This is a genomic window from Arthrobacter sp. 05L421, from assembly GCF_056397785.1.
Map to the genome: position 1 here is coordinate 75,426 of NZ_JBFTOC010000005.1, position 20,516 is coordinate 95,941.

18 protein-coding genes are annotated in these 20,516 nt (G+C 66.7%); 7 read left to right on the forward strand and 11 right to left on the reverse strand.

Features of this window, described 5'->3' with window-relative positions:
• Positions 1-228 precede the first annotated feature (228 nt).
• Positions 229-549 carry a hypothetical protein gene (locus AC1DKQ_RS08450; RefSeq protein WP_476885441.1) on the forward strand — a complete coding sequence of 107 codons (321 nt, stop codon included), beginning with the start codon at positions 229-231 and terminating at the stop codon, positions 547-549.
• A gap of 72 nt (positions 550-621) precedes the next feature.
• Here AC1DKQ_RS08450 and AC1DKQ_RS08455 read toward each other — a convergent pair whose 3' ends face one another.
• The 5 genes from AC1DKQ_RS08455 to AC1DKQ_RS08475 all read right to left on the reverse strand — a co-directional run bounded on the left by AC1DKQ_RS08455 (position 622) and on the right by AC1DKQ_RS08475 (position 5,395).
• Positions 622-1,443: an ABC transporter permease gene (locus AC1DKQ_RS08455; protein WP_476918697.1), complete on the reverse strand. Its 822-nt coding sequence runs from the start codon at positions 1,441-1,443 to the stop codon at positions 622-624.
• Positions 1,440-2,423 carry an ABC transporter ATP-binding protein gene (locus AC1DKQ_RS08460; protein WP_476918771.1) on the reverse strand — a complete coding sequence of 328 codons (984 nt, stop codon included), beginning with the start codon at positions 2,421-2,423 and terminating at the stop codon, positions 1,440-1,442. The genes AC1DKQ_RS08455 and AC1DKQ_RS08460 overlap by 4 nt, the downstream gene beginning before the upstream one ends.
• A 394-nt stretch (positions 2,424-2,817) precedes the next feature.
• Positions 2,818-3,249, reverse strand: coding sequence for a hypothetical protein (locus tag AC1DKQ_RS08465; RefSeq protein ID WP_476918698.1), 432 nt, complete (start codon positions 3,247-3,249; stop codon positions 2,818-2,820).
• Positions 3,250-3,341: 92 nt separating this feature from the next.
• Positions 3,342-4,190 carry a S1 family peptidase gene (locus tag AC1DKQ_RS08470; RefSeq protein ID WP_476885444.1) on the reverse strand — a complete coding sequence of 283 codons (849 nt, stop codon included), beginning with the start codon at positions 4,188-4,190 and terminating at the stop codon, positions 3,342-3,344.
• A gap of 95 nt (positions 4,191-4,285) precedes the next feature.
• The gene (locus AC1DKQ_RS08475; protein ID WP_476918772.1) at positions 4,286-5,395 is read right to left on the reverse strand and encodes an Lrp/AsnC family transcriptional regulator; all 1,110 of its coding nucleotides are present in this window, start codon (positions 5,393-5,395) and stop codon (positions 4,286-4,288) included.
• 173 nt (positions 5,396-5,568) lie between these two features.
• Between AC1DKQ_RS08475 and AC1DKQ_RS08480 the strand changes: the two genes are divergently transcribed.
• Both AC1DKQ_RS08480 and AC1DKQ_RS08485 read left to right on the forward strand, forming a co-directional pair.
• A complete protein-coding gene (locus AC1DKQ_RS08480; RefSeq protein WP_476885445.1) occupies positions 5,569-6,834 on the forward strand; it encodes a M20 metallopeptidase family protein in 1,266 nt (421 codons plus the stop codon).
• 24 nt (positions 6,835-6,858) lie between these two features.
• Entirely contained in the window at positions 6,859-8,148 is a 1,290-nt protein-coding gene (locus AC1DKQ_RS08485; RefSeq protein WP_476885446.1) for an MFS transporter, read from the forward strand.
• Positions 8,149-8,189: 41 nt separating this feature from the next.
• On the opposite strand, the gene AC1DKQ_RS08490 is transcribed toward AC1DKQ_RS08485, so the two are convergent.
• Complete coding sequence (locus AC1DKQ_RS08490; RefSeq protein ID WP_476885447.1) at positions 8,190-9,452, reverse strand: MFS transporter; 1,263 nt, start codon at positions 9,450-9,452, stop codon at positions 8,190-8,192.
• 102 nt (positions 9,453-9,554) lie between these two features.
• Between AC1DKQ_RS08490 and trmB the strand changes: the two genes are divergently transcribed.
• The gene (gene trmB, locus AC1DKQ_RS08495) at positions 9,555-10,511 is read left to right on the forward strand and encodes a tRNA (guanosine(46)-N7)-methyltransferase TrmB (RefSeq protein WP_476918699.1); all 957 of its coding nucleotides are present in this window, start codon (positions 9,555-9,557) and stop codon (positions 10,509-10,511) included.
• Positions 10,512-10,614: 103 nt separating this feature from the next.
• Entirely contained in the window at positions 10,615-11,421 is an 807-nt protein-coding gene (locus tag AC1DKQ_RS08500; RefSeq protein ID WP_476885449.1) for a DUF1206 domain-containing protein, read from the forward strand.
• 70 nt (positions 11,422-11,491) lie between these two features.
• Here AC1DKQ_RS08500 and AC1DKQ_RS08505 read toward each other — a convergent pair whose 3' ends face one another.
• Positions 11,492-12,175 carry an anti-sigma factor family protein gene (locus AC1DKQ_RS08505; protein WP_476885450.1) on the reverse strand — a complete coding sequence of 228 codons (684 nt, stop codon included), beginning with the start codon at positions 12,173-12,175 and terminating at the stop codon, positions 11,492-11,494.
• A complete protein-coding gene (locus AC1DKQ_RS08510) occupies positions 12,172-12,672 on the reverse strand; it encodes a sigma-70 family RNA polymerase sigma factor (protein WP_476885451.1) in 501 nt (166 codons plus the stop codon). Before AC1DKQ_RS08510 ends, AC1DKQ_RS08505 begins: the two co-directional genes overlap by 4 nt.
• 186 nt (positions 12,673-12,858) lie before the next feature.
• Here AC1DKQ_RS08510 and AC1DKQ_RS08515 point away from each other — a divergent pair, with 186 nt between their 5' ends.
• Positions 12,859-13,392, forward strand: a complete 534-nt coding sequence (locus tag AC1DKQ_RS08515) for a COG4315 family predicted lipoprotein (RefSeq protein WP_476918700.1) — start codon at positions 12,859-12,861, stop codon at positions 13,390-13,392.
• A gap of 105 nt (positions 13,393-13,497) precedes the next feature.
• Here the strand turns inward: AC1DKQ_RS08515 and AC1DKQ_RS08520 are convergent, their stop codons facing one another.
• Positions 13,498-14,424, reverse strand: a complete 927-nt coding sequence (locus AC1DKQ_RS08520; protein ID WP_476918701.1) for a DMP19 family protein — start codon at positions 14,422-14,424, stop codon at positions 13,498-13,500.
• 196 nt (positions 14,425-14,620) lie between these two features.
• Here AC1DKQ_RS08520 and AC1DKQ_RS08525 point away from each other — a divergent pair, with 196 nt between their 5' ends.
• On the forward strand, positions 14,621-18,001 hold the full coding sequence (locus tag AC1DKQ_RS08525) for a DEAD/DEAH box helicase (protein WP_476918702.1): 3,381 nt from the start codon (positions 14,621-14,623) through the stop codon (positions 17,999-18,001).
• A gap of 57 nt (positions 18,002-18,058) precedes the next feature.
• Here the strand turns inward: AC1DKQ_RS08525 and AC1DKQ_RS08530 are convergent, their stop codons facing one another.
• Both AC1DKQ_RS08530 and AC1DKQ_RS08535 read right to left on the reverse strand, forming a co-directional pair.
• On the reverse strand, positions 18,059-18,496 hold the full coding sequence (locus AC1DKQ_RS08530) for a hypothetical protein (RefSeq protein ID WP_476918703.1): 438 nt from the start codon (positions 18,494-18,496) through the stop codon (positions 18,059-18,061).
• A 9-nt stretch (positions 18,497-18,505) separates the two neighbouring features.
• A complete protein-coding gene (locus tag AC1DKQ_RS08535; protein WP_476918704.1) occupies positions 18,506-20,428 on the reverse strand; it encodes a primary-amine oxidase in 1,923 nt (640 codons plus the stop codon).
• Positions 20,429-20,516 lie beyond the last annotated feature (88 nt).

Here is a 20,516-nt window from a genome sequence, read left to right on the forward strand (position 1 = left end):
AGGCCGGTCCGGGCGGGACGGGTGGCGGCGCGGCCCCTGACGTAGCAATCGGAGGCTGAAGCAGGTGCAGAGCGCCTAGGGGAAGCATCCCACAGCTTAGAATCGCGGCACGCCGTGCACCGGGTCTGACCTGTCAGTCCGCCGCGGTCAATCTTCAGGTTCGTCTCGGATGCCACTGCTAACATCCCGGGGACAGAATCTCTTCTGTCCCAGATGTGAGGAGAAGGTGTGGGTCCGATCAAGAGTCTTTGGGCGAGTGTCCAGGGTGATCCCGTTTTCATGCGGCGGGTCAATGGATGGCTGGCGATCCTGTGGATCCTCATGATCCCGATTTCCCTGGTGATGGGATGGCTGGACTCGGTCGTTTATGTTTCGGCTCTGTCGTTGTGGGCTCTCGTGTCCGGTCATTGGTCCGCATGGCAGGCCGCCCGTGTGGAAGTAGCGCAGCTTGAAGAGGCCAAGATGCGTCAGAAGGAAGACCTCGTTGCCGAGGTAGTGGAAGCCCTCCTTGCCCGGACCAATGTGGAACCGGCAGAAACTGGCCGATAAAGGCCCGTCGAGGTGGGCGTGCCCTCCCGCCAGGCTCCTGGAGACAAGGTCATCGGTTGCCGAAGTGGCTGGTTAGACGCGATTGGTGTCGCGGCGGAAGGCCAGGGCTGCGCCGGTGCCGAAGAGGGTGAGCCAGAGCAGAACGTTGCCTGCGGCGGCCCAGTTGAAGGCGTCGCCCGTGAGGGGGGCCCGGGCGATTTCGCCCAGACCGTATGTGGGTGTCCAGACGCCGATGTTCTGCAAGGCCGGGGTCATGGTTTTCAGGGGTTGGAAGAGGCCGCCGAAGAACGCGAGGAAGGCCAGGACGGGTCCCATGAACTGCATGACGTTTTCAGAGGGCACGAGATAGCCGGCGAGCAGGCCCAATGCGGTGAAGACGAGGGATCCGAGCCAGGCGGTGAGGCCGGCGAGGATCCAGATGTGCAGCTCCATCCGGACGCCGAGGAGGATTCCGGTGGCGAAGGTCGCGAGCACCGCTAACAGTCCGACGGCCAGGCCGCCGATGATCTTGACCGCGATGTTGGCCGCGGGGGTGAGCGGGGTGAGCCGCAGCTGGCGGCTCCAGCCTTGGGCCCGTTCTATGGCCACGGCGCCCCCGGCGGAGGTGGAGGCCAGCATTGCCCCGTAGACGGCCATGGAGATCATGATGAATGCCGTGACGGAGGTGCCGCCGTTGCTGACCGGTACTGCCGGGTCAAGCGGAGTGTCTTTGTATTGGCTGCCGAAGGCGATGAGCATGATGATCGGGAAGGCGATGGTGAAGAACAGGGTGCGCGAGTTCCGGAGACGGCGTTTGATTTCAATGCCCAGCAGCGTCCGGTTGAACCCGCCGAAGCCTGGAACCCGGCGTTCCGTGGAGAGACCGGCCGGGGCGGGGGTGGGGGTCGGGTTCATTTGGTGCCTTCTTCTGCTCGCCCGGACAGATCTGGGGTGTCGGCGTCGCCGGCGTCGGACGTGAGTGAGAGGAACGCGTCTTCGAGATTATGGGACGTGATTTCCAGATCGCTGGCGTCGGTGTGGGTGAGGAGGTATCGGGCCGTGGCATCGGAATCTCTGGTGCGGATGATCACGGTATCAGTCCGGGCCTCGACATAGTCGACGCCGGGCAGTGCTTCCACGGCGGCGGGGTCGAGGTTGCTCACGGACGCCCGGACGGTGCGGCCGGAGGCCAGGGACCTGATGTGGGCTGCGGTGCCGTCTGCCACGATCCGTCCGCGGCGGAGAAGAATGATCCGGTCCGCGTAGGCGTCAGCCTCGTCCAGATAGTGGGTCGCGAAGATCACCGTCCGGCCGCGGGCGGCGTCGGATCGGATTGCATCCCAGAAATCACGCCGTCCCTCGACGTCCATTCCCGTGGTCGGTTCGTCCAGCACCAGCAGCCCCGGATCCGAAACCAGCGCCATGGCAAAGCGGAGCCGTTGCTGCTGGCCGCCGGAGCATTTATCCACCCGGCGGTCTGCGATCTCGGCGATCCCGGCCCGCCCCAGCACATCGTCCACGGGCTGGGTGTCGGCGAACAGTGACGCCGTCAGGGCCACAGTTTCGCGCACCGTGAGGTCTTTGAGCAGCCCGCCGGTCTGCATGACGGCGGAGACCTGTCCGCGCGCAATCGCGCCGCGTGGCGTGTGCCCGTAAATCCGCACGTCACCGCGGTCCGGTTTGGCCAGTCCCAGGAGCATGTCGATGGTTGTGGTCTTGCCGGCCCCGTTGGGCCCAAGGAACGCCACGATCTCACCCGGGGCGATGGTCAGGTCGATGCCATTGACGGCGTGGACGCTGCCGAAGGATTTGTACAGGCCGCGGGCGTCCACGGCAGCGGCCGGGGCGCCTACGTGCGCAACGGGACCCGGTTGGGACAGAAGAGCCTCGGACATCATGAACCTTTGCATCGAAGGACGGTTTGGCGGACACTGATGGCCCTGCGATCGGTACTTGGGAGCAGCCACGGCCGGGACGGCGGAAGCGGAGCGCACCGGTGTTTCGGATTCTAGTGGACGTCGCTGAACTTGCAAGCGGGACACCTCGGCTGTCCGCACACGAACGTCAGCCGCTTAGACGAGGACGGAAGACGCCGGCACGCAACGTCGTATGCACACCATCGTCACCTGAGAATGCTTTTGACTTGCAGAGTCGGCTCGTTTGCGTTTCGACGGTTCGGCCGCACCCCAAAAGGCGGCGGAGCCAGAGAAGACCCCGCACCGATGAAAGTCCCGGGTGGGTTTGTTGCCCGGGTGCGTCCGCGGGGCCTTCTCGGGCGCCGGATCCTGCCTAGAATCCGGTGATCCGGGCGGCAACAACGGTATCTTCGCTCAGGTAATAGGAGGCGCAAATCCGGTGGTACCCGTCGGCGATCCGCGCGGTCGTCCCGTTCTTGATGCTGCCGCGGATGACCAAACATGGCGAAAGTGCCGTACCAGCCCTGACCCGAAAAAGTTCCTTGACAACATCCGGGTCATCGGCGGGCAGCAGCGGCAGCCCCGCTGCACGCAGCAGGTCCTTGGCCTTGAAAGTCACCGTCGCCGCCTCTTTAAGCGCCTTGACCGCCCTGGACACAGCTTTGGGACCGGCGATCAGGGAAAGATAGGAGGCGGCGGCAGGGTAGTCGTGGTGCTGCGGTTCCTTCAGCCACTTCACCGTCACTGGAGTGGCTTTCCGCTTGGGTGCGGTTTTGGGGTTGGAAGGCTTGCGCTGCTTGGCCATGGTTACTTCCTTATCCGCGGCCCGCGACGACATCGGGCTGAACTCCGCAGACCGTGAACTCCTGACTATTGGGCTGAAATCGGAGGTCGCGCTCAGACTCCGCTGTGGGTCGCCCGGATCCAGGACAACTCGAACGGGATGGATGTCGATAAGTCGAGGTATTTCGCCGCTGGTGGGTCTTCGTAGGCGGAGATGATCCCGACAAGCTTCAGGACGCCGTTTTCGGTCCGCAGCACCGGGCCCCCGCTGTCGCCGTGGTTGGCAGACTTGGCGTGCGAGAAGGTGCAGAAACTCCATCCCCCGGTGATGGACGGGCATGATCCGGAGGGGACAACTCTCGTGGACATCGCCACCAGGGTCGCCGGCAGGCCACGAGGGCAGCGTTGTTGACTGAGGAACGGGTCGCTCAGACAGCCGTAGCCGGCAAGAACGACGCTGGTGTTCACCGGTGCGTTCACTGTGGCCAGGGGGATTGGCGCTTCAGTCACGGGATGCGCCAGATGAAGTATGCCGATGTCGTTCCGGAGCAGGGGCTCGTTGAACCCCGGGTGGACAATCAGTCCTCCCTGCAAGACCGGGACCGGCACGGTGAATTGCCCGGGGTGAGATCCATAGTGGAACGTGACCGCTGCTCTTCGTGGCGTTCCGCCGTTGTAATGCAGGCAGTGAGCGGCCGTGACGACCGCATATGAGCTGATCAAGGCGCCGCTGCACGTGGCAACGGCACCATCTGGATAGACAAACTGGATTCTCACGGCCCAGGGGTATCTGTTGGGGCTGAGGATGGTCCCGTTGTAGATGGCCTGGGCCGGTGGCGCGACCCCGACGAGGCCGGCGAGGACCAGGACCACGGCCACAAGAACCGCTCTCCAACGGGGACGCGGACTTGCAGTCGATAGCGCACCGGCCGGGACTTGGTGCTGGATCTCGATCTCTGGCATGGGGGTTCTCCGTCAAGCAGGTACGGACAATAGTCGGTCGGGGCCCCGCGGACCCGGTTCACGATGACGCTGTGGACTGCCGCAGCCACAGGCCATCACCTTGCGCCCGTTGCCTGCCCTGAGTCAAGGCCAAAAGAAAGCCGGCTGGGATCGGCGTCCGAAACCCCTGCCTTTACCGTCGCCGCGTCGAACGTTTGAGCCGGAACCACGACGGCGCCGCTGGCTCTCGAGTCCGGGTTCAGCATCCAGCCCACGCGCTTGACGGTGCTCAGCATGACGACGCTTTCCACGAGCACGATCCCGGGCACCTTCTGCTGGAGCGCCACCTCGATGTTCATGACGTCTGCCAGGGACTGCAGCCACATGATGATCACGAAGTTCGTGGGCCCGGTGGTGGAGGCGCTGAGCCGCACGTTCCGCATGGTCCGCAGCTCGGCGGCGGCTGCCTCGTGCCGCCCGGCGGGGACGTTGACGAACCATTGGCAGGTCACGGGGAACGCCGATAATTTCTGGGCCACCTCGCACCGGAATGACAGGATGCCGCTGGCGAGCACACGGTTAAGCTGGCGCTGGACGGTGGCAGGGTGCCTGCCCAGCCCGCGGGCAATGTCCGCCGCCGAGGCCCGTCCGTCCCTGGCCAGGAACGGCAGGAGCGCCAGGTGGCTTTCCGGCAACGCTTCCCGGGCGGCAGCCTGGGCAACCCCGGTGGCCTCCGGGCCGGCCAGTGCCCGCACGGCGGCCTGCTGTGCGCGGCTCAGCACATTGAGCCGCCAGGAGCCGCCGCTCGCGTGCAACCTGGTGCACAGGGCGGTCTGGTATTTGAGGAGGCCGTCGATCTCCTTCAGCCGCGAGATGACCCTCAGGCTGAAATCGTCCAGGGAGGGCGTAATGACGGTCAGCATGAGGTCCCGGTTGCTGGCCGCTTCCTCCACCGTGACGATTTCCGGCATCTCGGCGAGCCTGGCGGTGACCTCCTCGCGCCGGTTCATTTCGCAATCCACGGCAACGAACGCCAGGCACATCTGCTGCGGGTCGCCGATCAGGTGGGCGGTGATCCAGGAAACGCCAGAGGCCAGCAGCCGCTCCCAGCGGGCGGCGAGCGTGGTGGCATGGACGCCCAGCACCTGGGCCGCATCCGCCCAGCTCAGGCGCGGGGCAATCTGCAGGACGTTGATCAGGGCGAGGTCATCCTCGCTGAGTTCCATCATTCTCTCCCTCATTCATGCACGAAATCTGCGCTACCGACGCCTTTTTGCATTTTTTCTGGCCTTCAACGGCGTGTGAACCATGTCACTTGAGAATAGACGCAGGACGTCCTCAGCGGACGCGATCCAACCAAAATCACAACCCAGCCCTTTCGACCACCAAGGAGAAACACGTGCCGATCACCGCAGACGCCCGGGAAATGCAGGCGGACCTTGCCCGGCTCCGCCATGAATTGCACCGGGAACCCGAGATTGGCCTGACGCTGCCCCGGACCCAGGAAAAGGTGCTCAAAGCCCTGGACGGGCTTCCCTACGAGATCACCCTCGGCGAGGACACGACGTCGGTCACCGCGGTACTGCGCGGCCAGGCGGCCGGAACCGGCGCGGGCTCCCGCCCGGCCGTGCTGCTCCGCGCGGACATGGACGGCCTGCCGGTGCAGGAGAAAACAGGCGTTGACTTCACGTCCCGGATCGACGGCGCCATGCACGCCTGCGGCCACGACCTCCACACTTCCATGCTGGCAGGAGCCGCCACGCTCCTGGCCGAACGCCGGCACCAGCTGGCCGGCGACGTCGTCCTGATGTTCCAGCCCGGCGAGGAAGGCTTCGACGGTGCCAGCCACATGATCCGCGAAGGCGTGCTGGATGCCGCCGGCCGGCGGGTCGACGCCGCCTACGGCATGCACGTGTTTTCCGCCCTGGAACCGCACGGCACGTTCTGCACCAAGCCCGGCGTCATGCTCAGCTCCTCCGACGGCCTGATGGTCACCGTGCTCGGTGCCGGCGGCCACGGGTCTGCCCCGCATTCTGCCAAGGATCCCGTGACGGCGGCCGCCGAAATGGTCACCGCCCTCCAGGTGATGATCACCCGCCAGTTCAACATGTTCGATCCCGTAGTCCTCTCCGTGGGGGTCCTCCAGGCCGGCACCAAGCGCAACATCATCCCGGAAACCGCGCGCATCGAGGCCACCATCAGGACCTTCTCCGAGGAAGCCCGGCAGAAGATGATGGAAGCCGTGCCGCGCCTGCTGAAGGGAATCGCGGCGGCGCACGGGCTGGAGGTCGACGTCGACTACCAGCAGGAGTACCCGCTCACCATCACGGACGAGGACGAGACTCACACGGCGGAGAATGTCATCGAGGGTCTGTTCGGCGATTCCCGGCTGGCCCGCTGGGCCACCCCGCTCAGCGGCTCTGAAGACTTCTCGAGGGTTCTCGCCGAGGTTCCCGGCACGTTCATCGGGCTGAGCGCCGTCCCCCGGGACGCCGACCACGCCACCTCCGCGTTCAATCACTCCCCGTACGCCACGTTCGACGACGGCGTGCTGGCTGACGGTGCCGCACTCTACGCGGAACTCGCCATTTCCAGGCTGGCCGCGCTTGCAGCAGCCGAGGCTCCCGCCGCGGCCAACCTTGCCGCCACCGCCACCCTTTCCTAGCTGCCATCCCCGAGGGAGAAGACCATGACTGCAACCGCGATTACACCGGCGGCAACCCGAACATCCACCGGCAAGACGCTCATCGGCACGGGCATCGGCAACGCCGTCGAATGGTACGACTGGGCCATTTACGCCACGTTCACGCCGTTCATTGCCAGCCAGCTTTTCAGCAAGTCGGACCCTGCGTCCGCGGTGCTGTCCACGCTGGCGATTTTCGCCGTCGGCTTCGTTGCCCGCCCCTTCGGCGGCTTCCTGTTCGGTTGGATCGGTGACCGGATCGGGCGCAAGGCTTCCATGACCCTGGCCGTGGGGCTCGCGTCGGTGGGCAGCCTGATGATCGGCATCGCGCCGACCTTCGCGGCGGTGGGCACCTGGGCGTCGTTCATGCTCCTGGTCGCCCGGCTGATCCAGGGCCTGGCGCATGGCGGTGAGCTGCCGTCGTCGCAGACGTACCTGTCCGAAATGGCGCCGAAGGAACACCGCGGCTTCTGGGCCACCCTGATCTACACCTCCGGCACGGTGGGCATCCTGTTCGGTACCCTGCTGGGCGCCGTGCTGAACATGACCCTGAGCACCGAAGTCATGAACGCGTGGGGCTGGCGCATCCCGTTCCTGATCGGCGCGGCCATGGGCCTCTACGCACTGATCATGCGGTCCCGGCTGCACGAAACGGACGTCTTCGAGGGCGAGGCAGCGACGGAGAAGCGCGCTCCGATCTGGCCGCAGATCGTCCGCCACCGCAAGCAGGCCCTCCAGGTGATCGGCTTGACCGTCGGCCTGACCGTCATCTACTACATCTGGGGTGTCGTCGCCCCCAGCTACGCCACCACCGCCCTGAAGATCGACCGCGGCGAGGCCCTCTGGGCCGGCGTGATCGGCAACATCGTGTTCATCGCGGCACTCCCCTTCTGGGGCAAGCTGTCGGACCGCATAGGCCGCAAGAAAGTGCTGTGGTCCGGTGCGATCGGCGCAGGCATCATGCACTTTCCGATGACCGCCCTGCTCAAGGATTCCGCCTGGCAGCTGGCCGTCAGCATGTCCGTCATGCTGATCTTCATCGCCGCCAGCGCCGCGATCGTCCCGGCCGTGTACGCGGAGCTGTTCCCCACGAGCATCCGCACCGTCGGCGTCGGAGTGCCTTACTCAATCTGTGTGGCGCTCTTCGGCGGAACCGCGCCTTACTTGCAGCAGTGGCTCGGCACCACTGTGCAGATGCCGCAGCTGTTCAACGTCTACGCCGTGCTGCTGCTCGCCGTCTCCGCGGCCTGCGTCTTCACCATCCCGGAAACGAAGGGCAAGGACCTCACCCTCTGATCCCGGACCGCCCGGTTGCGTGTTTGTTGGGCAACGGAACGTCAGTCGCCGACGAAGCGGTCCCGTCCGGCCCGGTACCCGAACACCGCGGCGAGGGAGCCCACCAGGAGAAAGAGCACGCCCGCCGCGGCAAAGGACCCGGTGGACTGGTGGAGCTGGCCGACCAGGAGGGTGCCGCTGGAGCCCAGTCCGTAGCCCACGCCCTGCATCATCCCGGAGAGGTGGGCCGCTGTGTGCCCGTCGCGGGTGCGGACCATGATCAGGGTCAGCGCCGCGGCGGTCAGGCTGCCCTGGCCCAGGCCCAGCAGCCCGGTCCACAGCCAGATCAAGTCCAGGGGCCCGAAGATGCTGAGCGCGAAGCCTCCGCCGGTCATGAGTGCCACCACCGTGTTGATGCCGCGCTGGTCCCGGAACCGGGTGGCCAGCGCCGGCGCGAACAGCGAGCCCAGCATCTGCAGCACAATCGAGGCCGAGACGATCAGGCCGGCCGTGCCGCCGTCCACGCCGCGTTCACGCAAGATCGGGGCCAGCCAGGCAAAGACGCTGAAGGACATCATGGCCTGCAGGACCATGAACGCAGTCACCTGCCAGGCCACGGCGGAGCGCCAGACGCTAACGCCGTCTGCCGGCCGCGTCGCGCCGCCGGGACCGGCCCTAAGCGCCAGCGGCAAGAACAAGAGAAGGACGACGCCGGCCGGCAGCGCCCAGAACCAGAGCGCCGCTGTCCACTGCCCGGTCGCCCGGAAAACCGGGAATGTGAACCCGGCCCCAAGGGCTGCCGAGGCGCAGATCGCCGTGGTGTACAGGCCGCCCATGAGGCCCAGGCGGTGCGGGAAGTCACGCTTGACCACGCCGGGCAGCAGCACGTTGCACAATGAAATCGCGGCGCCGCACGCGGCGGTTCCGGCCAGCAGGGCCGGCAGATGGCCGGCCGCTGGCAACTCCACGGGCCGCAGCAGCAGCCCTGCCGTGAGCACCGCCATGGCACCGAGCAGCACCCGCTCGGCGCCGAATCGGCGTGCCAGCGCCGGCGCCAGCGGGGCAAACACGCCCAGCAGCGTCACCGGCACGGTGGTGAGCACCATGACCGCCCAGGCCGGAAGCCCGGCGTCGGCCGTCACCTCCGGGAGTACCGCCGCGAAGCTCGAGAACACGGTGCGGAGATTCAGCCCGATCAGGACCAGGCAGATGGCCATGTACGCGAGCATGCGGCGGGCTGCGGCGCGCGGCGGTCCGGCGGAACCGTCCCGGACAGCAACGCCGGCCGAAAGGTTCTGCTCGTCGGTTTTCCCAGCTGAGGTCACCCGCCCCATTCTTGCAGCAACCCGCCCGCAGTCCCTTCTTCAGGGGGCCGCGGGATCCGCCGGAGGCGCCCCGGACGCGCAAACTCAACTATTCTGGAAGGGATGAGCGAATCCCCAGAAACCCCCGGCACGCCGGCAGACCCGGAGTCCGGCGCCCCTGAAGAGACCCGGCTGCCGCGCCCCGTGACCCCCGGCAGCCAGGCTTCGTTCGGCACCTACGGAGGCCGCCCGGTCAGTTTCGTGCGCCGCGGCACACGCCTGCAGGGCCGCCGCCAGGCCGCCTGGGAGGAGCACTCGGACCGCTGGGCGGTTGAAGTCCCCCGCCATATCGCCAATACCTCCGTCCACCCGGACTATGCGTTCGACGCGGAGGCCGAATTCGGCCGGACGGCTCCGCTGGTTGTGGAGATCGGCTCCGGCCTTGGCGACGCCGTGTGCCACGCCGCGGAGGAAAACCCGGACAAAGACTTCCTGGCCGTGGAGGTTTACACCCCCGGTCTGGCCAACACTTTGATCAAGATCAACAGCCGCAAACTGCGCAACGTGCGGGTGGTGGAGGCGAATGCCCCCGAGGTGCTCGCGACCATGCTCCCTGCCGGCTCCGTTACGGAACTATGGGTGTTCTTCCCGGATCCGTGGCACAAGTCCCGGCACCACAAGCGCCGGCTCATTCAGCCGGAGTTCGTGGATCTCGCCGCCCGGGCCATCAAGCCCGGCGGCATCTTCCGGATCGCGACCGACTGGTCCAACTACGCCGTTCACGTCCGTGAGGTCATGGCGGGCTCGGCGGAGTTCGTGAATCTGCACGGGGGCGAGCGCACCGGTGCGGACAGCCCCCTGACCCAGGTGTGGGAATCCGGCGTCGAGTCCCGCGTGGGCGGCGCGCCCGTCAAGGAAGGCCGGGCGCCGGTCAGCACCGAACACACCGGACCCAACGAGGGCGTCGACGGGACAGGTGGCTGGGCACCGCGGTTTGAGGGGCGGATTCTGACCAGCTTCGAGAACAAGGCGCACGAAGCCGGGCGCCTGATCTTCGACCTCAGCTACCGCCGAATCTAGGCGCCCCGGGTCCGCCTGCATCTGTTCCTGAACGGTTTGGCGTGACACGATTACGGAACGAACCGCGCTGGGTAGCACTAAGGACACGATCATCAAACGAGAAATGAAGGACGCCGCTGACGTCGCCGAGGACGTCACCAATTCCAAGCCGCTCGAAGTGATGGCACGGGCCGGATTCGCCGTGTCTGGCCTGTTGCACTTCCTCATCGGGCTGGTCGCGATCCGGCTCGCCATGGGCGGCAAGGGCCAGGCCGACGTCAGCGGCGCGGTGCAAGAGCTCGCCAAGCAGCCGGCCGGGCCGCTGCTGCTTTGGACCTCTTTTGCCGCCTGCGTTGCGCTGGCCATCTGGCAGACGTCTGACGCGATCTTCGACTTCGAGCACCTCCCGGCCAAGAAAAAGGTCGGCAAGAAGCTCAAGGCAGCCCTGCAGGCCGTTGTGTACGCCGTGTTCGCGCTGACGCTCGCGTCGGTGGCCACCGGGGCCGGTTCCAACAACCGCGAGTCAACGTCCGATATGACCGTAAGCCTCATGAAGGCACCGGGCGGCGTAGCGCTCCTGGTGGTCATCGGCGCCGCGGTAGCCGTCACGGGAATCGTCTACGCGATCCGGGGCTTCAAGAAGTCCTTCGTCAAGTACCTGCGCATGCCGTCCCAGCCGCAGGCGCGCACTGCAGTGACGGTCGTCGGAGTCGTGGGTTACGTGGCCAAGGGCTTCGCCCTGCTGCTGGTGGGCCTGCTCATCATCATCGCCACGGTGACGGCACACCCCGAAGAGTCAACCGGGCTCGACGGCAGCCTGAAAGCCCTGCGGGAGCAGCCGTTCGGAGTGTATTTGCTGGCCGCAGTGGGTGCCGGGCTGATCTGCTACGGCATCTACATGGTGGTGCGGGCCAAGCTCGCAAAGATGTAGGCTCGCGCGGACTGTTGGGCCTGCGCCCGCCCTGGCACGCTCCCGCCTGGGCTGCGGCACCTGGACTGCGCTAACCCTGCGGCACGGCGATAACAGCCACGGTCTTCTGCTGTTCGTCCCGCAGCGCGACACTGGCGATCTTGGTCAGCTGCACCGGCGTCGCCCCGGTAATCCGGACCCTGCCGCTAGGCGTGGCCGTCCACGAGCAGGCGCGGTCCTCGCCGCCGTCACGGTCCTTCACCCAGACCGAGAGGGTACCGGCGACAGGCAGGCTGCGGCCGTCCACCGCCAACTCGGTGCCCCAGGTTTTCTTGACCAGCCCCACCGTGACCTGCATCCCGCTGCTGGCCGCAACGGAATAGCTCGCGTCCGGTTTGGGGGGTTGGTTGAGCAGCGGAGCGGCCATGATCCCCAGCGCCAGGCATGCGGCGGCGGCTGCGGCCACCGCCGCAGTCCACCGGCGCCGCACTTTCCGGCGGCGGGCGGCGATCTCGTCCAGGAGCCGGCGCGGGACGGGAACGGGTTCCGGCGGAACCAAGGTCCGCTCGTGGGCGGCCGCAGCCGCCGCGGTGAGCGCCACGGCGTCGGACACCGGGATCGCGTCGAGCAGCGCGGGGAGGCTGGCGAGATCGTCCAACTCCCGGCGGCACTCGGCACACACGGCGAGGTGCTGGTCGAAGGCTGCGGCCTCGGCCGGCTCCAGCCCGCCGAGCAAGTACGCGCCGAGGAGGTGATGCAGCTCGGTCCCGTTCACCGCTGAACCCCCATTTCGTCGAGGATTGACCGAAGGGCCCGCACGGCGTAGAACGCCCGGGACTTCACCGTGCCGCTGGGGATCTTCAATTGGGCGGATGCCTCCTGGACTGTGTAGCGGCGGTAATGGAGGGCAACAAGGACTTCGCGGTGCTCGGCGCTGAGCCGCAGCAGCGCCTCTTCCATCAGGACCTTGTTGAGCAGGTCATCGATGCGTCCGGCGCCGTCGGGGGTGTCCGGGACATCGCGTTCGCCGGCTTCCTGGGGGCGCCGTTGGGCCTTGCGGTAGTTGTCGATCATGATGTTGCGGGCCGTCCGAAACAGATAGCTGCGCAGGCTGCCGGTGATCTGGGGCGCCTGTTGCCAGACCCGCAGCACAGTCTCCTGGACGACGTCGTCGGCGAGCTGCGGATCCCGGGAGGCGCTGAGAACGAACCGCTTCAAGGCCGTCCCGTGGTCGCGGTAAATGGCAGCCACGACGTCTTCATCCAGCGGCATGTCCCACCTTCCGGGATTTCCTGTCCTGCCCCTATATGACGTACGGGCGGACCCAATAGTTCAGTGTGCACCAGGACAGCCCCAACATGAACCTGCCGGCTCCGCCTTGAACCATTCCGCGCTCCCCGCCGTCGTATCGGGTAGCGCCGGCCTCTGAGTTGGGCTGGCTCGAGCCTAGGAGCAGCAATGAAGAAGCACCTCAGCATTGGCTTGTCCGCTTTCGCCCTTGCCGCGCTACTGTCCGGCTGCGGCGGCGGAGCGACCACCACGACGCCGACGTCGGCCGCGCCGGCCACCTCCGCTCCCGCAGAGACCAGCGCGCCAGCGACCTCGGCGCCCGCGTCCATGGCCGCTGCGGCGCTTTCGGTGGGCCAGTCCAAGGCGGGACAGATCGTGGTGGCCGACCAAGGACTGAGCGTCTACTTCTTCACCAAGAACACGAAGGACTCCGGAAACAGCGCCTGCACCGGCGCCTGCCTCACGTCGTGGCCCCCGGTCACCTCGACGACCGCCACCCCCACCGTGAACGGCGTCACCGGCAAGATCGGAACCATTCCTACGGCTGACGGAAAGATGCAGGTGACCATCAACGGGATGCCGATCTACTACTACTCCAAGGATCAGACCGCGGGAGACATCACGGGCCAGGGCGTCGGCGGGGTCTGGTACCTCGTGTCGCCCTCCGGAGAGATGATCAAGACCGCGCCGAGCAGCTACTAAGGGGAATTCGGCCGTTCCGATTCGCCCGGCCCAGCGAGCCGGGCACGACGTACGGCCGGCGCCTGCTATTTCGGGGGAGGCGCCGGCCATACCGGGGAATGTGGCTTAGACGCCGGCCTCTTCAAATTCCGTTGCCTCTTCGAACTCCACGGCTGCGAGGATTTCCTGGGTCCGGGGGTTGAGCATGAACGCCTCGTCATCGTCTTCCAGCATGAGGAATTCGCCCTGTTCCGTGGTGAAGTGCCAAGCGAGGGTGGTGTCCCCGTTGTGCTCGTAGTTGGGATCGCCCATGGTGATCCGCTCCAGGCTGTGGCCGGCAATGTCGCACAGTTCCCGGATGATCTGTTCGAACTCCGGCGCGTCCAGGAGGTCTTCCTCGGCGGCTGCCGCCTGGCGCTCCGCGAGGTCGGAAAGCCTGGCCACCCGAGCGGCAATGTGGGCGTCGAGGTCGTCGTCGGCAAGAACCAGCAAGTCCGCCTGGCCACGCAGCCACGCGGCGTTGAGCGCCACAATGTCCTCTGTCTCGAGAACCGACTCGAATTCCCCGTCCAGTTCTTCAATGCCGCGAACGGCGTCGGAGACGGCGTCCCCCGCTTCGTCGCCGTCTGTGCCGGCTCCGGCTGTGTCGCCTTCGGCGGTCCAGCCGCTGCCGCCGTCGAGGTACGCGTCGACGTCGGTGTCGGTCAGGGCACCGAAGGCGGCCACTGTGCGGTTGAAGAGGTCCAGGTGCGCGGCGGCACCCATGGCGGCCAGCCCTTCCCGGACGTAGGGATCGACTTCCTCGCGTTCGGGCGCGGTAAAGACGTACTGCGCGAAGCCGCCGGCCAGGGCCTGCGTCAGGTAGAAGTCCACGTAGTAGCTGCGCAGCGCGGCCGGGGAGATTTCGTCCGCCTCCAGCAACTCCTCGAACATGGCGTTGACCACGTTGACGTTTGCGTCGACAACGTCCTCGTTCCCGCCGCTAAGGCTTTCCGTGGTCAGCACGGTCGGGTAGCTCTGGACGGACTGGGTGGTGGGCTCACCGGTGGTCATGGGGAATCCTTACTGCTGGCACTGCTGAAACTCCGGACGTCTCCACGGTAGGTCCGTCTTCACGGCGGGCAGCCCAGCCCCAGTTGAACGTCAGGCGAAGTTTGGGCGGCGGTTCCACGGCCGCGGGCGAAGTTCCGGGGCCTGCCAAGGCTCGGTAAGATGGATCAGATGACCACCTGCCGAAAGTAGCGCGCACATGCCATCCCATCCGGACGAGAGTGCGGCACTGGCGATTCAGACCCCCGCGATCAACGACCGCTCCCTCGCGGCCGGGCTCGCCTACGCCATGGGGAGCCGCGTTTCCGGGATCTCCTTCGATGCTGCCACCGGCCTGCTGCTGGGCAAGGTGCGGGGCGGTTCCGACGTGCCCTATTCCACGACGGCGAAGCTTGTCCGGAAAGCCGGCGGCTGGAGCTGCACGGTGGGAGTCTGCAGCTGCCCGGTCCGCAAGGACTGCAAGCACGTGGCGGCCCTGCTCTTCTCGGCCGAAGACAACCCGGCCACCCGGCTGCAGCTGCTGGCCCCCGCCGAGAGCACTCGGCTGGCCCGCCAGAGCGCACCACCGGAAATGGCCGACTGGGAGCAGGCCCTTAGCTCCCTGATTGCCCACCCGGGAATCACGCCGTCCGCCAACGGCACACCGCTGGCGCTCCAGTTCGACATCGAGGAACCCGCCCCGCACTTCTCCTACACGGGCCGCCGCGATCCGCTCCGCAGCGTCCGCCAGCTGAAGGCACGCCCCGTCATCATGGGGGCCAAGGGCAAATGGATCCGCGGCGATGTCTCCTGGAGCACGCTGAGCTACCTGAACTACCGACGCGAATGCAACGAGTCGCATGTGGAGTGGATGCAGGAATTTCTCGCCTCGCACACCGCCGTGGCGAACCGCCAGCATTCCGGCACCGGGTTGTGGCTGGGACTGAACACCTACGCCGGCAAGAACCTGTGGACCCTGCTGTCGCAGGCGAAGAAGATCGGCGTCGCGCTGGTGCACAGCCGCGGCGACGAGCCGGTGCGGCTGGTTGAGCAGCCTGCCGCTGTCGGGCTGAACCTGGCGCGATTCGGCGCCGAAGGGGAGAACGGCGGGCTCGAGCTCGCGCCGACCATCACGGTCGAAGGCGAGGTGGTGGACCCGGCGTTGGTCGGGACCATCGGCCGCCCGGCGCACGGGATCTTCCTGGCGTCCGACGGCGACGCCCTGCCCGGCATCGCCCCCGCCGGCCCCGTCATCACCCTTGCCCCGCTGGAAAGCGGTCTCAGCGAGGAATTGCTGACCTTCGTCACGGGCGGGACCACGCTGCATATCCCCGCGCGGGACGAGAGCCGCTTCCTGACCGGCTTTTACCCCAAACTGAAGCAGACCGCCCGGGTTACCGCCTCCGACGAGTCGGTGGAACTGCCCACGCTTGCGGTCCCCACCCTGTCCCTGCTGGCCAACTACGGGGCGGACCACCGGGTCCGGCTGCACTGGGAATGGCACTACAAGTCCGGGAACCTCGTCACGGCGCAGCCGCTGTGGCGGCATCCAGGCGATCATGGCTACCGGGACGACCCCGCCGAGGCGCGCATCCTCGAGGCCGTGGGACAGCCCTGGGACGTGGTGCCCGCCGTCGGCGAATCCGCGACCGGCGGCTGGGGCACGCCGCGTCTGGCGGCCACGGCAGAACTGGCCGGCCTGGACACGCTCGCCTTCACGGAGGACGTGCTTCCCCGGCTCCGCGACCTCCGCGATGTCTCCGTGGATACCTCCGGCGAGATCGCGGACTACCGCGAGGCCGAAGAAGCCCCTGTGGTGGCAATCTCCACGAAGGCGACAGACAGCCGCGACTGGTTCGATCTGGGCATCGTCATCACCCTGGAAGGCCAGCCGGTTTCCTTCGCGGCACTGTTTTCCGCACTCGCTTCCGGTCAGACCCGCATGCTGCTGCCCAGCGGGGCGTACTTCTCGCTGGACCTGCCGGAGCTGCACCAATTGCGGGCGCTGATCGACGAGGCCCGCTCTTTGCAGGACAACCCCGGCGACAAAGACACCCCCCTGCAGATCAGCCGCTTCCAGGCAGGATTGTGGGACGAGCTCGCACACCTCGGGATCGTCGACGAGCAGGCAGCGGCGTGGCGCGAGTCCGTGGGCGGCCTGCTGGAAGGGGACATCAAGGGCCTTCCCCTGCCCGAGTCGCTGAACGCCGAGCTGCGCCCGTACCAGCTGGAGGGCTTCAACTGGCTCAGCTTCCTGTACCGCCATGGCCTCGGCGGTGTGCTGGCCGACGACATGGGCCTGGGCAAGACCGTACAGGCCCTGGCCTTGATGTGCGCCGCGAAAGACGCCGCGGCCGGGACCGCCCCGTTCCTCGTCGTCGCCCCCACCAGTGTGGTGGGCAACTGGGAGGCAGAGACGGCACGGTTCGCGCCGGGGCTGAGCGTGCGGGCCATCGGCGAAACCTTCGCCAAGAGCGGTTCACAGCCGGCTGAGGCGATGGCCGGCGCGGACATCATCATCACCTCCTATGCCCTGTTCCGGATCGACTACGAGGCCTACGCCTCCCAGACCTGGGCCGGCCTGGTCCTGGACGAGGCGCAGTTCGTCAAGAACCACCAGTCCAAGGCCTACCAGTGCGCCCGCAAACTGCCTGCCGCCTTCAAACTCGCTATCACGGGCACCCCGCTGGAGAACAACCTGATGGAGTTCTGGGCACTGACCTCGATTGTGGCCCCCGGGCTCTTTTCCAGCCCCAAACGGTTCGCCGAGTATTACCAGAAGCCGGTGGAGAAGAACGGCGACAAGGGGCAGCTGGACAAGCTCCGGCGGCGGGTCCGGCCGCTCATGATGCGGCGCACCAAGGAGCAGGTCATCCGGGACCTGCCGCCCAAGCAGGAGCAGATTCTGGAAGTCGTGCTGAACCCGCGGCACCAGAAGGTGTACCAGACGCACCTGCAGCGGGAACGCCAGAAGATCCTGGGCCTGATCGAGGACGTCAACAAGAACCGGTTCACCATCTTCCAGTCGCTGACCCTGCTCCGGCAGCTGAGCCTGGACCCGTCACTGATCGATCCGTCACTGTCCGGGGTGCGTTCCAGCAAGCTCGATGTCCTGTTCGAGCAGCTCGCGGACCTGGTGGCCGAAGGACACCGGGCCCTGATTTTCAGCCAGTTCACCGGCTTCCTGGGCAAGGTCCGGGAACGGCTGGTCGAGGAGAACATCGAGTTCTGCTACCTCGACGGCGGCACGCGCAACCGCACCGACGTCGTGAACGAGTTCAAGAACGGCGCCGCGCCGGTGTTCCTCATCAGCCTCAAGGCCGGCGGCTTCGGCCTGAACCTGACCGAGGCCGACTACGTGTTCTTGCTGGACCCGTGGTGGAATCCGGCGTCGGAGGCCCAGGCCGTGGACCGGACCCACCGGATCGGCCAGGCCCGGAACGTCATGGTCTACCGGCTCGTCGCCAAGGACACGATCGAGGAGAAGGTCATGGCGCTCAAGGCCAAGAAATCCCAGCTGTTCGCCGACGTCATGGAAGGCGACGCGCTCACCGGCTCCGCTCTGACGGCGGAGGACCTGGCAGGACTGTTCAACGACTGACACTGTTCAACGACTGACGCTGTTCAACGACTGACGCTGCTCAACGACTGACGCTGCTCACCCGTGGGCCCGTGCCCGGAGCCGGGCCAGGAGCGTCGCGGCGAGCAGTGCCGTCGTCACTTCCAGCGCGATGACTGCCAGCAGCGCCCCGGAGCCCGCGGGCGCCGCTCCGGTAGCGGCAGCGGTTCCATGGTGGACGTGGCCCGCGCCGCCGGAGCCTGCGCCGAGGAGCAGGACCGCGTGCACCCCGGTCATCGCCAGCGCCGCGGCCATCACCTGGCGAACGGCGGTGACCCTGCCGTTGCGCCAGATGTGCACGGCGCACGGCAGGCACACAACCACCATGGCGAGCATGAGCAGGTTCAGCCATGTCCCGTGCTGGTTCCCGGCGGCAAGCCCCAGATGCGTGAGGCAGGACGCCGCCGTCACGGCGGCGCAGATCCGGGGATGAAGCACAATGCCGCCCCGCCGGCCCACGCCGGCTGCAACGCCCACGGCGCCGGACTAGCTGTGGCAGTGGCCGCCGGCCGGCTGTGCACTTGCGGGCACATCCAGGACGGGGCTGCGGTCAAAGAATCCCTCGGGCCGGAGCTTGAAGCCGACTGTGTCCACCGGCATGATGGGCCAGTCCTCGGGACGCGGGAAGTGGGTCAGACCGAAGGTATGCCACAGAACGATGTCCTGGCCGTCCAGCTCCCGGTCCTGCGCCACAAACTGCGGCAACCCGGCTCCCCCGGCGTGCTGGTTCACGAAGTCGCCTGTGGGGTACCGTTCCTCCTCCGCGAACCGGGTCACCCACAGGTCCTTCGTGGCAAAGGCGGCCCGCCGGGCGATGGAGGACTCCGGGTCTGCCAGCAACGTGGGCTGGCCCTCGGCATGGAGCTTGTAGCCGACGGCTTCGCCGAGCCGGTTGCGTGAGTCCGGATTGGAGATGACCCAGGTCCGGCCGCTGCGGGCATCGGCCTCGCGGGCACCCTCGGATTCGCGGGCGATGACTGTGCGCTTCCGGGAGAAGGCATTGCCGCGTTCATTGCCCTCGCCCATCGCCTGCCGGACCACGTCCTCTTCCTCCACCCGGTTGGTGAAGCCGTCGATCGCCATGTCCAGCCGGGCGCTGAACAGGTGCTGGTGGTACGGGGCGCCCAAGCCCGGGGCGAGCTGGGAGATGTTGGCCGAACCGCCTTCCGGGTAGGCGGAGGTGAAGACGACGCCGGTCGCCTTGGCCTCGAACTCGATGGTGCCGTCGAGGTACAGGTACCAGTAGAAACCGTAGTCGTAGTTGCCGATGGTGGTGAAGAAGGAGATCACCAGGCGGCGGTTGCGGCGGGTGTAGTTGATGCCGGTCCAGAGGTCGCTGTGCTTGGCCAGGATGCCCCAGTCTTCCTCATGCATGCAGATGCCGTTACGGATTTCCCGGGGGTTGCCGAAGGCGTCGCTGATGACGGGGCTGAGGTAGGTGATCTCGCCGAGGCAGTCGCAGCCCAGTTCCAGCGAGTTCGCGTACTGGCCTACGAGGTATTCACCGGTGTCGAAGTAGTTCTGCCAGGACCGGATGGGCGACGGGTCCCCGTAGGGAACCACCATTTCGGCGATGGATGCGCGGTTGATGATGGGCCGCTTGCGGCCGCCGTCCCGGAAGGCAAGGTTGTGCAGCACCACGCCTTCACGGACGTCGAAGCCGACGTCGACGCTCCACTTTTCCCACTCGATATGGTTTCCGCCGGTGACGGTGAAGCTGGGTCCGTCCGGCTGGGTGATGTTGATGGGTTTCTGCGTGGTGCGCAGCGGGCCGGTGAGCTCCGGATCGGTGTAGTTGCCGTGTTCGGCGGGAATCGGGACGGCACCGGTGTCCAGCACCTGCGTGACTTCCTGGCTGACGACGTCGACGTACGCCACCAGCCCGTCCACGGGGTGCGCCCAGGCACTGTCCTCCGGGAAATCCTGCACGAAGGCCAGGCCGCGCAGGATCCGGCGGCCCTTTTCCTCCGGGTACTCGAACACCCCGGCGGACAGCGGGGCAACGCGGACCTTGCTGACATCCAGGCCCCGGTCAGCCAGCGCCTGAAGCCACCGTTCGTCTGTGGCCAGGAGCTGTTCGACGACTTCGAATTCCTCCTCCAGGACAGGAAGCTCGCCAGTCAGCGCGGTGTCCAGCTCGACGGCGGAAATAACCGTGCCGCTGGAAACCGAGACGGTGACGTCAGCCGGACGTCCTCCGGAGACGTCGTGCAGGAAGACCCGGAACCGGCGGTCCTCGCTGTCGACCGGCGCGTTCCTGGCGGGGTCCACCAGGCCGAGGTACGCGATGCGCTGGGTGTCTCCCAGCAGGCCCGCGGCACGCAGAATGCCTTGGACGGCGGCGATCTCGGCGCCCGTGGCCAGGCCGTAAGGACTAAACGAGGTGTGGGTTTCAGTTTGTACGGGCATCTTGGGGGCCTTCGTTCGGTGACCCTGGCGGGTCAGAACTTTATTTTCTATAGTTGTAGAGAATACGGAACCGTAAGATGTGCCACAA

Bases quoted from the DNA above. Each gene is read 5' to 3' on its own strand.
- AC1DKQ_RS08520 (WP_476918701.1), bottom strand. From the start codon at position 14,424: ATGACCACCGGTGAGCCCACCACCCAGTCCGTCCAGAGCTACCCGACC.
- AC1DKQ_RS08460 (WP_476918771.1), bottom strand. From the start codon at position 2,423: ATGTCCGAGGCTCTTCTGTCCCAACCGGGTCCCGTTGCGCACGTAGGC.
- AC1DKQ_RS08465 (WP_476918698.1), bottom strand. From the start codon at position 3,249: ATGGCCAAGCAGCGCAAGCCTTCCAACCCCAAAACCGCACCCAAGCGG.
- AC1DKQ_RS08500 (WP_476885449.1), top strand. From the start codon at position 10,615: ATGAAGGACGCCGCTGACGTCGCCGAGGACGTCACCAATTCCAAGCCG.
- trmB (WP_476918699.1), top strand. From the start codon at position 9,555: ATGAGCGAATCCCCAGAAACCCCCGGCACGCCGGCAGACCCGGAGTCC.
- AC1DKQ_RS08535 (WP_476918704.1), bottom strand. From the start codon at position 20,428: ATGCCCGTACAAACTGAAACCCACACCTCGTTTAGTCCTTACGGCCTG.
- AC1DKQ_RS08485 (WP_476885446.1), top strand. From the start codon at position 6,859: ATGACTGCAACCGCGATTACACCGGCGGCAACCCGAACATCCACCGGC.
- AC1DKQ_RS08525 (WP_476918702.1), top strand. From the start codon at position 14,621: ATGCCATCCCATCCGGACGAGAGTGCGGCACTGGCGATTCAGACCCCC.
- AC1DKQ_RS08510 (WP_476885451.1), bottom strand. From the start codon at position 12,672: ATGCCGCTGGATGAAGACGTCGTGGCTGCCATTTACCGCGACCACGGG.
- AC1DKQ_RS08475 (WP_476918772.1), bottom strand. From the start codon at position 5,395: ATGGAACTCAGCGAGGATGACCTCGCCCTGATCAACGTCCTGCAGATT.
- AC1DKQ_RS08515 (WP_476918700.1), top strand. From the start codon at position 12,859: ATGAAGAAGCACCTCAGCATTGGCTTGTCCGCTTTCGCCCTTGCCGCG.
- AC1DKQ_RS08470 (WP_476885444.1), bottom strand. From the start codon at position 4,190: ATGCCAGAGATCGAGATCCAGCACCAAGTCCCGGCCGGTGCGCTATCG.
- AC1DKQ_RS08455 (WP_476918697.1), bottom strand. From the start codon at position 1,443: ATGAACCCGACCCCCACCCCCGCCCCGGCCGGTCTCTCCACGGAACGC.